Here is a 13,844-nt window from a genome sequence, read left to right as displayed (position 1 = left end):
CCAAGTTTTATTCTTCCTAAATAACTAAAAGCATTTTACTCTATTAATCCTGAATGAATATAAATATGTTCCTGCACAATAAGTTTAATAGTAAATTTAAAAGCATATATTGCAACAAAGCAATATATGCTTTTTATTATGTAAACATGGTAACTGATAATCTTTTGTATTCATAACCTTTATGTTTTATAAATGAATTATTATTTGCTATTTGTTTGGCTTCTTGTGAATCTTTAGCTTTAAAAATAAAACATCCACTATTTTTGTTATATATTCCTCCACCAATTAAATATTTATTAGATTTCACTCTTTCTTTATTTAATTTATTTGAATAATTTATTTTTGCATCGCAGTGTTTTAAGTCAGTACTTTCATTTTTTCTTTCATATGATATCTTAATAAAATAAGTATTATTTTCCATATCAATACCCCCATATTATACTAATTAACAAAATTATGCAAAACATAAAACTTTCTTATATTATATGCTATATTAATATTTTATCGAACTAATGTTCGATAGTCAATATATTAATTTGTTTCTTATAATATTAATCACTTGTCCCTTTTCTAACTCCTCATATCTAATATATTTATATTTATTAAAATTATTAAATATTCCATTTTTAAAAAACAAAGTTACATACTGCATAAAAAAACTGTCTCAAAATTTAAAATGCATTTTGAGACAGTTCCTTTATAAAACAATTACTATACTTTAAATTTCATTATTCTCATAGTATTTAAGACTGCAATCAATGTTACTCCAACATCAGCAAAAACAGCCTCCCACATTGTAGCCACACCTAAAGCTCCCATAGCTAATACTACTATTTTTATTACTAAAGCAAAAATTATATTTTGAATTACAATTTTTCTAGTATATTTAGCAATATTTATAGCTGTACTTAATTTAGATACTTCATCCGTCATTAAAACTACATCCGCTGCTTCTATTGCTGCATCTGAACCTAAACCTCCCATAGCTATTCCAATATCTGCTCTAGTAAGTACAGGAGCATCATTAACTCCGTCCCCTACAAAAGCTATTTTTTTACTACGTGTATTTGAATTTTGTATATTTTCAAACATTTCGACCTTATCTTGAGGTAATAATTCAGCATATACCTTATCAATATTTAAATTGTTACCAACAGTTTCTCCTATAATTTTATTATCTCCAGTAAGCATTATAGTTTTCATTCCTAAATTTTTAATATTCTTAATAGCTAAAACTGAATCTTCTTTTACTTCATCTGCAATAATAATATACCCCAAAAACTCATTATCTACAGCCACATAAACTATAGTTCCTATTGTATTAACTTGCTCAAAAGATATATTATGTTGATTCATTAATTTAACATTTCCTACTAATACTTCTTGATTATTTATTAAAACTTTAATTCCATAACCAGATTTTTCTTTATAGTCTTTTATAATTGCTTTATCTATATCTTTACCATAGGCTTTTGTTATTGAATTGCCAATTGGATGATTTGAATAAACTTCAGCATAAGCAGCATATTCAAGTAACTTCTCCTCTGTAATATTATTAAATGTCTTTATATCTACAACCTCGAATACCCCTTTAGTTAATGTTCCTGTCTTATCAAATACAATAGTATTAATATCATTTAATGCTTCTAAATAATTTCCTCCCTTAACTAGAATACCATTCTTAGAAGCTGTACCTATTCCTCCAAAGAAACCTAAAGGAACTGAGACTACTAAAGCACAAGGGCAAGAAACTACTAAGAAAATTAATGCTCTTTTTATCCAATCAGAAAAATCAGTACTTTGAGTAACTAATGGAGGAACTACTGCTAAAAGCACAGCTAAACCTACTACAACAGGTGTATAATATCTAGCAAACTTTGTTATAAATTGTTCTGTACGTGCTTTTTTAGAACCTGCATTTTCTACTAAATCTAATATTTTTGATACAGCAGACTGAGAAAAACTTTTAGTTACTTTTAGTGTCAAAACTCCATTTTTATTTATAAATCCACTTAAAACTTCATTTCCCTTACTTGCTTTTCTAGGAATAGATTCTCCTGTTAAAGCAGATGTATCTATCATAGATTCTCCTTCTATAACCATGCCATCCAATGGTATTTTTTCACCAGGTTTAACTACTATCAAATCACCTACTTGTACTTCTTCTGGTGATACCTGTTTTATTACTTCTCCAATTTTTAAATTAGCTGTTTCAGGACGTATGTCCATTAAATCTGCAATAGACTTTCTAGATTTATTAACTGCTTTATCTTGGAATGCCTCTCCTATTTTGAAAAATAGCATAACAGCTACTGCTTCTGGAAATTCTCCTATTGCAAAAGCTCCTAATGTAGCTATAACCATTAGAAAGTTTTCATCAAAAACTTGTCCTCTGCCTATGTTTTTTATTGCTTTTAATACAATATCTCCACCTATTAATGCATAACTTGTAAGGTACATAACTAATTCAATATAAAAATCTAATTTAAACATTAAAACAAAAGCAAATATAGAAGTTCCTATTATTAATCTAATAGTATTAAGCTTAGACAATTTATTTTCATCTTTGCTTGTATTTTGTTCTTTTGATTTTGCACTATTTTTTTCATAAACAACTACATCTGGTTCAAGAGATGTTACTATTGCTTTTACTTTTTGTTCTATTGCATCATAAAATTTTTTATTTTTAACATTAACTATCAAAGTTGATGTAGTAAAATTCAATACTGCCTCTTCTACTTCTTCTAATCCATTAACTTTACTTTCTATTTTCACTGCACATCCTGCACAAGCTAATCCTTTTAGTACAAATATTTTACTTTTCCCACTATTTTGTTCTACCTTAATACTATTATGATGTTGATGTAATTTTTCTTCATGATTATGTTCTTCTAAACAACAACTTTCATGATCGTGATTATGCTTATCTTCTTCTGAACAACAATTATCATGGTCATAATCTTCTGTACAACAACATTCATCATTTAAATTACTTATAGTCTTAATACTATTTGATTTACAATTACAATGTTGATGTGATTTTTGTTCATGATTATGTTCTTCTGAACAGCAACTACCATGATCATGATGTTCTGTACAACAACTACTATACCCTTGTTCATTATCATTTTCATAATAACATCTATCCCCTAAATCACTTATCATCTTTTCATCTGCCTTATTAATTGGCTTTTTCATAGTTCCCCCTCCAATCTTTACAAAATAAAAGCTTATTCTGTTACATGTTCAAATCCTTGACTTAAAACGCTCTTTATATGATCATCATCTAAGGAGTAATATACTACTTTGCCTTCTCTTTTATATTTAACTAATTTACTTTGTCTAAGTGTTTTAAGCTGATGTGATATAGCTGATTGGCTCATTCCTAATAAATTTGATATATCACATACACACATTGAGGATATTGATAGTGCATACAATATCTTTATCCTTGTTGAATCTCCAAATATTTTAAAAAAATCGGCTAAATCAAACAATAATTCTTCATCAGGTAACTTATCTTTAACTTTATCAACTATCTCTTCATGTATAATACAAGAACTACAAACATCAATATTTTTTTGCTTTTTATCCATTACTAACCATTCTCCCTTCATACACATAAACATTAAATATATTCAAAATTGGTGTATATATATTAAACTTTTCAATCAAAACATTTTAACATATGTACAATTGTTCATATGTTAAAACAATCATATCATATCTTTTTTATTTTTTCAATACTATTATTTAAATATATTATTTTAATAATCTGATATAACTATGCTAAATTTAATGTTATAATTTTATATGTAATTGTATTCATTTTTTCTAATTTATTACTTTGTTAAGGAGTTGTTAATATGAGTGAAAATTATAAGTTTTTTCAACATAGCAAATGTGAGTATTTCCCTTGTCATAAAGTTAAAGATAAAAGTAATTTCAATTGCTTATTTTGCTTTTGCCCTCTTTATGGTTTAGGCGATAAATGCGGAGGAAATTTTATATATAACGAAAAAGGTATAAAAGATTGTACAAACTGTCTAATTCCTCACTCAGAAAAAGGATATGACTATATAATGTCTAAGATGGGTGATGTAATGAAGCTTGCTTCTAAAAATAGAACTAAAAAATAAAAAAATGAATTAAAACCTCCTATTTAATTAATACTAAAAATATTAAAGGTATTTGGAGGTATTTTTATGAGTAAAAAAACAAATAAAGTTAATAAGAAAGTATATGACAATATTGAAAATGCTTTTAAAGCTCATCGTGATAGTGAAACTTCCTCTAGCGGTTTTAAAGAACGGGACTTAGAACCTTCTAGAAAAAATTTAAAAAGATAAGAATAAAGACATATATTGCATAAAAATAAAGCTACTACAATAATATATATTGCAGTAGCTAACTTTTTTAAAGTAAACCTCTATAAATTTTGTATTTTTTCCATTATATCACACTTAACTTTGTCTACTCCTATTCTTTCCATCATAACTGCAAATCTTTCTCCACATTCACCATGTTGTTCAAAATAATCCATAACTATACCAACAATTTTATTTATATCTTTAACATCATAAATTCCATCTAATCTATCGCCTATTCTATATTTTTTACCGAATCTTCCTCCTATAAATATTGCTGCACCTTGTTTTTCTAATTCCATAGCACCTAATTTACAGGCATCAATACACTTACCACAATTCGTACATTCTTCTCGATTAACAACTACTTTATTTCCTACTTTAGTAATAGCATTTACTTTACAAGCTTTAACACAAAGTCCACAACCAACACATTTTTCTTCATTGTATTTTGAAAGTCTTTGTCCCATTATTCCAAGATCATTTAGTTGAGCTTTAATACAATTGTTAGGACAGCCTGCTATTCCTAATTTAAACTTATGAGGAGTAAACTGTCTACCATAAAATTCTCTATCTATTTCATCACCAATTTTTTGTGTATCAATGTTTCCATGTTGACAGACTGTACCTTTACATGCAACTATTGGTCTTAATTTTTTACCCGTTCCACCTGTTCTTATTCCATCTTTAATTAGTTCTTCTTTTACTTTATCTACATCATCTTTATGTATCCAAGGTATTTCTATACACATACGACTTGTAAATCCCATATATCCTCTACCATATTCATTTGCAATATTTACTAATTTATTCATTTTATTCCCATTTACATTTCCTGAATTAGTTACAACTCTAACAGAAAAGTAGTCTTTATTTTTCTGATTTAAAAAACCTTGTAATTTTAATTGTTTAATTCTTTCTTTATCCATGCTTAACATCCCCTATCCATAATAATTAACCCAACTTTCACAGTAAAAAAAATACCATTTCCTACAGCGACTATTTTCATCTGCCAAAATTGAATTATTAACTAAGCAAAAATATAATTAATTGTGTTTTATAGTTTTACTTTTAGATAAATTGTACCAATAAAAGATTATAAAGTGAAATTATTAATTCTTATACATATATAATTATATTTTATAGGACAGGTAACATATCTAACATATTGTAATTTATTTTTAATCATTAATATTCATATCTAAAAACCAATACCCCTCATGATAAATACATCCTTTTATATGCACTTTAACTGGTAATTCAAAAATAGGTCCATCAATAACTACTGTATGAAACTCTCCACTTTCACCACAGGGATCTACACCTAAATCCTCCATTTCCCTTATTAAATCATGATTAAGAGTTCTTCCAAGAAATTTTTTATCTAATGCACCTTCTTTAATTGTTACAATAATCGCTTTAAATCCACTATCTATAAATTCTTCTACTAATTTCTTTCTTGGTTCCTGCCATAATGGTAGATATGCACTAATGTTAGCACTATTACAAGAATCTTCTTCCCACTTTTTATGATCATCTATATCTATATCTCCAAAAACACCTAAAGTACATCCTTTACTTTTTAATGCCTTTAAATTTTCAATAAATACTTGTTCATAATCCTTCCAAGATGCTTGTCCAAATAAAATAGGAATTCCTAAAGCTTTAGATTGTCTTTTTATTAGTTCTATTTTAAGTCCATGTGACCTAGATCTATCACCATTTTCTGTAAGCATAGTAAGTAAATACTTAGGCTTACCTCCCTGTTTTATGGCTCTATATAGTGAAAGACACGAATCCTTTCCTCCACTCCAAGAACAAACAAATGACTGATCTTTAATTTTCAAAATTAACCCCTCTTTCAAAATAACCTATATTAATATTCTTAATTAATTATATTTTTAATATATGATCTAAATATTTATAACTAGACTTTAATAAAGTATTACTCTTCTCCTTTATTTGCTTAACTAAATTTTTAGTCTCATTCCAAGCTAAATCATATTCTTGTCTCGTTATATCACCTTTTTGAAGCGCCTCATAAAGTTCATCTTTATCAACCACAACTACTTCTGAAGTAGGTAATACTACTATATCTAAATATAAATCATCAAAATAAGGCATTCCTTTTCTATTTACTTTATTACCTTTACAGATATCAAAATACCATTGAATAACTTCTCTTTTTTCATTAAACATTGTTGTTAAAGCATAATTACAATCTGCAGGAAATTGCTGCATCCAAATATATCCTTCATCAGCTAAACATAATCTTTTGCCATTAACTGTTTTAATAAGAGGTTCTTCAATTTTTTCAATATATATAGCAGAAATATATCCATTAAATTCTTCATTTTTTATATATGTTAATTTAAATTTTCTTTTCGATACTCTTCTCCAATTAGCTTTGTCTGCAAACTTTCTTTTCATATAATTTCTCCTTTTAAAGATTATCGATATTTAATGTGTTTTTTATTTATTCAATATGTTTTTATTATACCATTAACTAACTGAATATATAAACCATATCAAAGTTAAAATTGTACATATAATTTTCCTTATGTATCTTAGATATAGTGAACTTTAAAATATTAAAGTTTACAATTATAAATTCCTAATTATATACATTTTTCGTCTCATTCTATATATTACAATATTTTACTAATAATTTTAACTATTATAAAATAACTTCTACTTTCTTTGTATTTAATCTATTTTTTCAAAAATATTGATTTTTTTAGACTTTGACTTTCTTTGACCTTTGTACTATCATATAAGTATATTAAAAATAATAAATATTTAAGGAGGTTGTTCAAATGTTTAATTTAGTTCCTTTCTCAAAAAATAATAATGTAATGAACGAAGGTGATTACTTTAATAATTTCATCGACAGCTTCTTTGATCATGACTTTTTTACTCCAATGAAATTTGTAAGTAATACATTTAGAGTAGATGTGAAAGAAACAGATGATAACTATATATTAGAAGCTGCTTTACCTGGTATTAATAGAGATTCTATTTCTATTGATTATAATAATAACTATTTGACTATAGTAGCTAAAAAGAATGATACTATTGAAGATAAAGATGAACACTTTGTAAGAAGAGAAATTCATTATGGTCAATTTAAAAGGACATTCTATATGGATAATATAGATGAAACTAAAATTTATGCCGCATTCAATAATGGTGTTTTAAAAATTACTCTTCCTAAGTTAGAAAAAGATCAAAATAAAATAAAAAAAATTGAAATTCACTAAATTAAAGAGAGGAGCATATATAGTGATCCTCTCTTTAAAATTTTAATCTTTATTCTACATATTTTCCTATTTTTCTAAATTTCATATATCTATTTTCTACTGTCTCATCAATTGGCATAGATATTAATTTACCTATAACTTTTTTTAAGTTTTCCTTTATATTAATAGCTACTTTATCCACATCATTGTGAGCTCCGCCCTCTGGCTCTTCTATAATTTTATCTATTATTTCAAATTCTTTTAAATCTTGAGCTGTTATTTTCATAATATCAGCCGCTTCTTTTGCTCTACTTGCATCTTTCCATAAAATACTTGCTAATCCTTCTGGCGATAAAATGGAATATATGGAATTCTCAAGCATCCATACTTGATCAGCTACAGCTATTGCAAGTGCTCCACCGCTACCGCCTTCACCTATTACTATAGATATAATTGGTGTTCTTAAATTAGACATTTCTAAAAGATTTCTTGCTATAGCTTCTCCTTGTCCTCTTTCTTCAGCACCAACACCACAGAATGCACCTGGCGTATCTACAAAACATATAACTGGCCTTTTAAATTTTTCTGCTTGTTTCATAAGCCTTAGCGCTTTTCTGTATCCTTCTGGATTAGGCATTCCAAAATTTCTCTTTATATTTTCTTTAGTATTTCTACCTTTTTGTTGAGCAATTATAGTAACTGGAATATTACCTAGTTCTGCAATTCCACCTACTATGCATGGATCATCTCCAAAACATCTATCTCCGTGAAATTCTATGAAAGAATGAAATATTTTTTCTATATAATCAAGTGCAGTAGGTCTTTCAACCATTCTTGCTATTTTCAATTTTTCCCAGGGTGTTGGATTAGTCATTGTTTCCACCTCATTCATATTTCATTTCTACCTGTGTATTCTTAAGATTTCTCCTAATACACTTTTGATTTTGTTTCTTTCTACAATTTTATCTATAAAGCCTTTTTCTAATAAAAATTCTGCTCTTTGAAATCCTAATGGAAGACTTTGTTTTATCGTTTGTTCAATAACTCTCTTTCCTGCAAAACCTATAAGTGCATTTGGTTCTGCAAGAATTATATCTCCCAACATTGCAAAACTTGCTGTAACTCCTCCTGTAGTTGGATCTGTGAGTACAGTTATATATAAAAGGCCTTTTTCATTATGTCTTGCAATAGCAGCACTAGTTTTAGCCATCTGCATAAGTGAAAACATTCCTTCTTGCATTCTAGCTCCACCTGAAGTGGTAAAAATTATGATTGGCAATTTTTCTTCTGTAGCTTTTTCTATTGCTCTAGTTATTTTTTCTCCTACTACTGATCCCATACTACCCATCATAAAATTACTATCCATAATTGCTATAACTGTCTTATAACCATTAACTCTACACATCCCAGTAATTACAGCCTCATTTTGTTTGGATTTTTCTTTCTGATTCTTTAATTTTTCATCATATTGTTCAAAATTAAGAATATTTTTACTTTGCATATCTTTGTCAAATTCTATAAACGTGCCTTCATCAACAATCAACTTTATTCTTTGTCTTGCACTTAATCTAAAATAATAATTACAATTAGGACATACTTTTAAATTTTCTTCTACATCTTTTTTGTATAATATACTTCCACATCCACTACATTTTATCCACATACCACCAGGTATATTAGGCTTATTATTTCCTTCTACTGTATTATTTTTATTTAATTGTATATAATTAGTTTTCTTTATTAATTTATTAAATTTAAACATAGGTATCCACCTACCTTACTTACTTAAAAATTCATTTTCTATAAATCTAGTATCGTAATCTGCATTTATAAATTTCTCATCATTCAATATATCAAACTGAAATTCTATATTGGTATCTATACCTTCAATGATAAACTCACTCAAAGCTCTTCTCATTCTGCTAATAGCTTTGTTTCTATCTTCTCCATAAACTACAAGTTTACCTATCATTGAATCATAAGTTGGTGGAATAGTATATCCTTGATAAGCAGCACTATCAAGTCTTATACCCATTCCCCCTGGGACATATAAATATTCTATTTTCCCTGGAGAAGGAATAAATCCTTTACTTGGATTTTCTGCGTTTATTCTACATTCAATAGAATGTCCTTGTATTTTTATATCTTCCTGTCTTAAATTCAAAGTTTGATCACTGGCAATTTTAATTTGCATTTTAATAAGATCTATCCCTGTTATCATCTCTGTTACAGGATGTTCTACCTGTATTCTTGTATTCATTTCCATAAAATAAAAGTTTTCATTTTTATCTAATAAAAATTCTACAGTTCCTGCATTTTTATAATTTGATGCCTTAGCTGCTCTTATAGCTGCCTCTCCCATTTTGCTTCTTAAATTTTTATCTAAAATTGGTGATGGTGCTTCTTCTAAAACTTTTTGATTTCTTCTTTGCAAAGAACAATCTCTTTCACCTAAGTGTACTACATTTCCAAAATTATCAGCTAAAATTTGAAATTCTATATGTCTTGGTTTTTCTATAAATTTCTCAATATACATACTATCATCTGCAAAAGCTACTTTTGCTTCCTGTTTTGCATTTCTAAATGCATTTAAAAATTCATCTCTTTTTTTTACTACTCTTATTCCTCTTCCACCGCCTCCAGCAGAAGCTTTAATCATAACAGGAAATCCTATATTTATAGCAATCTTCAATGCCTCTTCTTCATCATACACAGCACCTTCAGACCCAGGTATAACTGGAACTCCTGATTTCTTCATCATTTCTTTTGCTTTTGATTTGTTACCCATATTATCAATTACTTCTGCATCAGGACCTATAAATACAATATTACATTCTTCACACATACGTGCAAATTTACTATTTTCAGATAAAAACCCAAATCCGGGATGTATTGCTTGTGCTCCTGTAAGTACAGTTGCACTTATAATATTTTTCATATTTAAATAACTATCCCTAGATTTTGCTGGACCTATACATATGGCTTCATCTGCCATCTGCACATGTAATGCATCTTTATCCACTTCTGAATACACTGCTACTGTCTGTATTCCTATCTCTCTGCAGGCTCTTATTATTCTAACTGCAATTTCTCCTCTATTAGCAATTAGTATTTTGTTAAACATTATTATCTCCTTCTAACTTAATTAAGTTTTTGATTTTAATTAATACATTCTTGTCTTTTAATTGTGAATATTACCCTATAGCAAAAGTAAGTTCACCTTCTGCAGCTTTTTCCCCATTTACAGTAGCAACAGCCTTACCTATTCCCATAGGACCTCTTCTTTTTATGATTTCGACTTCCAATTTTAGTATATCTCCAGGTACAACTTTTCTTCTAAATCTTGCTTTATTAATACCGCCAAAATATCCTGTCTTACCTTTAAATTCTTCCATACTTAAAAGAGCTACTGCTCCAACTTGCGCTAATGCTTCTATTATTAAAACTCCAGGCATAACAGGCTCATTTGGAAAATGTCCTTGAAAAAAATATTCATTCATTGTTACATTCTTATACCCTACAGCTCTTACTCCTGGTTCTAAATCTTCTATTTTATCAACTAAAAGAAAAGGATATCTATGAGGAATTATTTCCATTATTTGTTTTATATTAAGACTCAATTTGGAATTTTCCATAATTTCACACTCCATAATTAATTTATCAATCTCAATCCTCAATCTTAAAAATTTTTAATTATTAGGATTGAGAATTATTTAATACAATTATTTTTTTACCTTAAAAAGTGGCTGACCATATTCTACCATATCTTCGTTTTTAACAAGGATATCTACAATCTCTCCATTAACTTCTGATTCAATTTCATTCATAAGCTTCATAGCTTCAATTATACATAAAGCATCACCTTTTTTTACTTTAGAACCTATTTCAACAAATGAACCCTTATCAGGTGATGGTGAACTATAAAAAGTTCCCACAATAGGTGATTTAACTATCTCTACATTTTCATCTTCAATCTTTATATTTTCATCACTAGCTATCTCATCTATTTTCTCACTACTAACTTTATTTACTTGTGTATTTGAAATATTTTTTTCATATTCATTATTTGAAGAAATAGCATTACTCTGCACTCCATTCTTTTCTTTTCCCATATTTATATACATGGTATCTGTTTTTAATTCAAAAAAGGTAAGCTTTGAATCACTAACAGCTTTTATTAATTGAAGTATGCTTTTATCATCCATATTACTTTTCATCCCATTTCTTTAATATTATTGTTGCATTATGTCCACCAAAACCTAAAGAATTTGATAATGCATAAGTAATTTGTTGTTCTCTACCAACATTAGGAACATAATCTAAGTCACATTCTTCATCTTTTTCTTTGTAACCTATTGTTGGTGGAATAAATCCTTCTTCAAGAGCTTTAATACAAATTATAGCTTCTATAGCTCCTGCTGCACCTAATAAATGACCTGTCATTGATTTAGTAGAACTTACAGGTATTTTATATGCATATTCACCTAAAACTGTTTTTATGGCCTGTGTTTCAAATTTATCATTATATGGAGTACTTGTTCCATGAGCATTTATGTAAGAAACTTCTTCTACTTCTATTCCTGCATCTTCAATAGCTAATTTCATAGCTCTTGCTCCACCTTCTCCGTTTGGTGCTGGTGAAGTTATATGATATGCATCACAAGTCATACCATACCCTTTCATTTCTCCATATATTTTAGCTTCTCTTTTTTGGGCATGTTCTAAAGATTCTAATATTACAATACCCGCTCCTTCTGCTATTACAAATCCATCTCTTTCTTTATCAAAAGGTATTGATGCTCTCTTAGGATCTTCACTTGTAGTTAAAGCAGTAAGTGATGCAAATCCTGCTACTGTTAAAGGAGTTATTGCTCCTTCACAACCTCCTGCAATCATTATATCTGCATATCCTTGTTCAATAAGTCTATAAGCGTCTCCTATAGCATTTGTACCTGTTGCACAAGCTGTAACTACTGTTGTACATGGTCCTTTAGCTCCATATTTTATAGCAATATTTCCTGCTGCCATATTTCCTATCATCATAGGAATTAAAAAAGGAGAAACTCTTCTAGGTCCCTTATTTAACAATTTTTCATGCTCTTTTTCAAATGTTTGAATTCCTCCAACTCCTGATCCTACTAATACACCAAATCTTTCTTTATTTATACTACTTAAATCTAAATTAGCGTCTTCAACAGCTTCAGCAGCTGCTGCTATACCAAATTGACAGTATCTATCCATTCTTCTAGCATCTCTTTTATCCATATATTGTGTTGGATCAAATTCTTTTACTTCTCCTGCAACTTTTGATTTTTGATTACTTGCATCAAAAGATTTTATAAAATCTATACCACAAACTCCATTTTTTATATTATTCCAAAATGTATTTACACCATTACCTACTGGAGTAATTGCTCCCATTCCAGTAATAACAACTCTTCTATCCATTTTTTCACATCCTCACTTAGTACTTAAACTATATTTATTTTTACATTACCATTCCGCCATCTACATTTATAACTTGACCTGTAATATAACTTCCTTCTTCTGAAGCTAAAAATGCTACAACATTTGCAATATCTGAAGTTTCTCCCATTCTTTTAAGTGGTATACTTTTTAATGCTTCTTCCTTAACTTTATCTGATAATACTTCTGTCATATCAGTCCTTATAAAACCTGGAGCTACCGCATTAACTGTAATACCTCTTGAAGCAAGTTCTTTTGCAGCAGATTTTGTCATTCCTATTATTCCTGCCTTTGCTGCAGCATAATTTATTTGTCCTGCATTTCCTACAATTCCAACTACTGAAGACATATTTATTATTCTACCGCATCTTTGTTTCATCATTATCTTGCTTGCATGCTTTATACAATTAAATGCACCTTTTAAATTTACTTCTATTACTCTATCAAAATCTTCTTCTTTCATTCTTAGTATTAATGTATCCTTAGTTATTCCTGCATTATTTACCAGAATATCTATGGATCCAAATTCTTTTACAGCTTGCTTTATCATATTTTCTGCATCTTCAAACTTACTTATATCTGATTTTATAGCTAATGCTTTTACTCCTTTTGCTTCTATTTCTGCAACTAATTCATCAGCCATTTCCTTATTATTTCTATAATTTACAACTATATTAGCTCCTTTTTCTGCAAGCTTTAAAGCTATTGCTCTTCCGATTCCTCTACTCGCCCCTGTAACTATAGCTACTTTTTCTTTTAACACGAATTGTTC

The 13,844-nt window shown here is 28.4% G+C and carries 16 protein-coding genes; 3 read left to right on the top strand and 13 right to left on the bottom strand.

Annotated elements, in window-relative coordinates; genetic code table 11:
* Nucleotides 1–136 precede the first annotated feature (136 nt).
* The 3 genes from ACFIJ5_RS00945 to ACFIJ5_RS00935 all read right to left on the bottom strand — a co-directional run bounded on the left by ACFIJ5_RS00945 (nt 137) and on the right by ACFIJ5_RS00935 (nt 3,596).
* Nucleotides 137–421, bottom strand: a complete 285-nt coding sequence (locus ACFIJ5_RS00945; RefSeq protein ID WP_379802783.1) for a hypothetical protein — start codon at nt 419–421, stop codon at nt 137–139.
* Between the two features lie 290 nt (nt 422–711).
* Complete coding sequence (locus ACFIJ5_RS00940) at nt 712–3,198, bottom strand: heavy metal translocating P-type ATPase (protein ID WP_379802782.1); 2,487 nt, start codon at nt 3,196–3,198, stop codon at nt 712–714.
* Between the two features lie 32 nt (nt 3,199–3,230).
* Nucleotides 3,231–3,596: an ArsR/SmtB family transcription factor gene (locus ACFIJ5_RS00935; protein ID WP_379802780.1), complete on the bottom strand. Its 366-nt coding sequence runs from the start codon at nt 3,594–3,596 to the stop codon at nt 3,231–3,233.
* Nucleotides 3,597–3,866: 270 nt separating this feature from the next.
* Here ACFIJ5_RS00935 and ACFIJ5_RS00930 point away from each other — a divergent pair, with 270 nt between their 5' ends.
* The gene (locus tag ACFIJ5_RS00930) at nt 3,867–4,139 is read left to right on the top strand and encodes a cysteine-rich small domain-containing protein (protein WP_379802779.1); all 273 of its coding nucleotides are present in this window, start codon (nt 3,867–3,869) and stop codon (nt 4,137–4,139) included.
* A gap of 66 nt (nt 4,140–4,205) precedes the next feature.
* Nucleotides 4,206–4,349 (top strand): hypothetical protein, encoded by a 144-nt coding sequence (locus ACFIJ5_RS00925; protein ID WP_379802778.1) that lies wholly within the window; start codon nt 4,206–4,208, stop codon nt 4,347–4,349.
* 80 nt (nt 4,350–4,429) lie between these two features.
* Here ACFIJ5_RS00925 and ACFIJ5_RS00920 read toward each other — a convergent pair whose 3' ends face one another.
* The 3 genes from ACFIJ5_RS00920 to ACFIJ5_RS00910 form a co-directional block, all read right to left on the bottom strand.
* Nucleotides 4,430–5,296 (bottom strand): 4Fe-4S binding protein, encoded by an 867-nt coding sequence (locus tag ACFIJ5_RS00920; RefSeq protein ID WP_379802776.1) that lies wholly within the window; start codon nt 5,294–5,296, stop codon nt 4,430–4,432.
* 252 nt (nt 5,297–5,548) lie between these two features.
* On the bottom strand, nt 5,549–6,214 hold the full coding sequence (locus tag ACFIJ5_RS00915; protein WP_379802774.1) for a Dph6-related ATP pyrophosphatase: 666 nt from the start codon (nt 6,212–6,214) through the stop codon (nt 5,549–5,551).
* A 46-nt stretch (nt 6,215–6,260) separates the two neighbouring features.
* Nucleotides 6,261–6,797 (bottom strand): ribonuclease FAU-1 family protein, encoded by a 537-nt coding sequence (locus ACFIJ5_RS00910; protein ID WP_379802773.1) that lies wholly within the window; start codon nt 6,795–6,797, stop codon nt 6,261–6,263.
* A 386-nt stretch (nt 6,798–7,183) separates the two neighbouring features.
* Between ACFIJ5_RS00910 and hsp18 the strand changes: the two genes are divergently transcribed.
* The gene (gene hsp18, locus ACFIJ5_RS00905; RefSeq protein WP_379802771.1) at nt 7,184–7,627 is read left to right on the top strand and encodes a heat shock protein Hsp18; all 444 of its coding nucleotides are present in this window, start codon (nt 7,184–7,186) and stop codon (nt 7,625–7,627) included.
* A 49-nt stretch (nt 7,628–7,676) separates the two neighbouring features.
* Here hsp18 and ACFIJ5_RS00900 read toward each other — a convergent pair whose 3' ends face one another.
* From ACFIJ5_RS00900 to fabG, 7 genes are all read right to left on the bottom strand, one after another.
* Entirely contained in the window at nt 7,677–8,480 is an 804-nt protein-coding gene (locus ACFIJ5_RS00900; RefSeq protein ID WP_404660928.1) for an acetyl-CoA carboxylase carboxyltransferase subunit alpha, read from the bottom strand.
* A gap of 27 nt (nt 8,481–8,507) precedes the next feature.
* The gene (accD, locus tag ACFIJ5_RS00895) at nt 8,508–9,368 is read right to left on the bottom strand and encodes an acetyl-CoA carboxylase, carboxyltransferase subunit beta (protein WP_379802768.1); all 861 of its coding nucleotides are present in this window, start codon (nt 9,366–9,368) and stop codon (nt 8,508–8,510) included.
* 15 nt (nt 9,369–9,383) lie between these two features.
* Nucleotides 9,384–10,730 (bottom strand): acetyl-CoA carboxylase biotin carboxylase subunit, encoded by a 1,347-nt coding sequence (locus ACFIJ5_RS00890; RefSeq protein ID WP_379802767.1) that lies wholly within the window; start codon nt 10,728–10,730, stop codon nt 9,384–9,386.
* A gap of 70 nt (nt 10,731–10,800) precedes the next feature.
* Nucleotides 10,801–11,241 carry a 3-hydroxyacyl-ACP dehydratase FabZ gene (gene fabZ / locus ACFIJ5_RS00885; protein WP_379802765.1) on the bottom strand — a complete coding sequence of 147 codons (441 nt, stop codon included), beginning with the start codon at nt 11,239–11,241 and terminating at the stop codon, nt 10,801–10,803.
* Nucleotides 11,242–11,328: 87 nt separating this feature from the next.
* Nucleotides 11,329–11,811, bottom strand: coding sequence for an acetyl-CoA carboxylase biotin carboxyl carrier protein (gene accB / locus ACFIJ5_RS00880; protein ID WP_379802764.1), 483 nt, complete (start codon nt 11,809–11,811; stop codon nt 11,329–11,331).
* Nucleotide 11,812: 1 nt separating this feature from the next.
* Entirely contained in the window at nt 11,813–13,054 is a 1,242-nt protein-coding gene (gene fabF / locus ACFIJ5_RS00875; protein WP_379802762.1) for a beta-ketoacyl-ACP synthase II, read from the bottom strand.
* 40 nt (nt 13,055–13,094) lie between these two features.
* Complete coding sequence (fabG, locus tag ACFIJ5_RS00870; RefSeq protein ID WP_379802761.1) at nt 13,095–13,835, bottom strand: 3-oxoacyl-[acyl-carrier-protein] reductase; 741 nt, start codon at nt 13,833–13,835, stop codon at nt 13,095–13,097.
* Nucleotides 13,836–13,844: the final 9 nt, after the last annotated feature.

This window comes from Haloimpatiens myeolchijeotgali (genome assembly GCF_042688525.2).
Lineage (GTDB): Bacteria > Bacillota > Clostridia > Clostridiales > Clostridiaceae > Haloimpatiens.
The sequence above is the reverse complement of the archived record's forward strand: the minus strand, read 5'-3'. Positions and strand labels throughout refer to the sequence as shown.

Excerpts from the sequence above, each read along its gene's own strand:
- fabF (WP_379802762.1), bottom strand. The coding sequence starts at position 13,054 with ATGGATAGAAGAGTTGTTATTACTGGAATGGGAGCAATTACTCCAGTA.
- ACFIJ5_RS00900 (WP_404660928.1), bottom strand. The coding sequence starts at position 8,480 with ATGACTAATCCAACACCCTGGGAAAAATTGAAAATAGCAAGAATGGTT.
- ACFIJ5_RS00890 (WP_379802767.1), bottom strand. The coding sequence starts at position 10,730 with ATGTTTAACAAAATACTAATTGCTAATAGAGGAGAAATTGCAGTTAGA.
- ACFIJ5_RS00910 (WP_379802773.1), bottom strand. The coding sequence starts at position 6,797 with ATGAAAAGAAAGTTTGCAGACAAAGCTAATTGGAGAAGAGTATCGAAA.
- ACFIJ5_RS00935 (WP_379802780.1), bottom strand. The coding sequence starts at position 3,596 with ATGGATAAAAAGCAAAAAAATATTGATGTTTGTAGTTCTTGTATTATA.
- fabZ (WP_379802765.1), bottom strand. The coding sequence starts at position 11,241 with ATGGAAAATTCCAAATTGAGTCTTAATATAAAACAAATAATGGAAATA.
- ACFIJ5_RS00940 (WP_379802782.1), bottom strand. The coding sequence starts at position 3,198 with ATGAAAAAGCCAATTAATAAGGCAGATGAAAAGATGATAAGTGATTTA.
- accB (WP_379802764.1), bottom strand. The coding sequence starts at position 11,811 with ATGGATGATAAAAGCATACTTCAATTAATAAAAGCTGTTAGTGATTCA.
- ACFIJ5_RS00925 (WP_379802778.1), top strand. The coding sequence starts at position 4,206 with ATGAGTAAAAAAACAAATAAAGTTAATAAGAAAGTATATGACAATATT.
- ACFIJ5_RS00920 (WP_379802776.1), bottom strand. The coding sequence starts at position 5,296 with ATGGATAAAGAAAGAATTAAACAATTAAAATTACAAGGTTTTTTAAAT.
- ACFIJ5_RS00930 (WP_379802779.1), top strand. The coding sequence starts at position 3,867 with ATGAGTGAAAATTATAAGTTTTTTCAACATAGCAAATGTGAGTATTTC.
- ACFIJ5_RS00945 (WP_379802783.1), bottom strand. The coding sequence starts at position 421 with ATGGAAAATAATACTTATTTTATTAAGATATCATATGAAAGAAAAAAT.
- accD (WP_379802768.1), bottom strand. The coding sequence starts at position 9,368 with ATGTTTAAATTTAATAAATTAATAAAGAAAACTAATTATATACAATTA.
- hsp18 (WP_379802771.1), top strand. The coding sequence starts at position 7,184 with ATGTTTAATTTAGTTCCTTTCTCAAAAAATAATAATGTAATGAACGAA.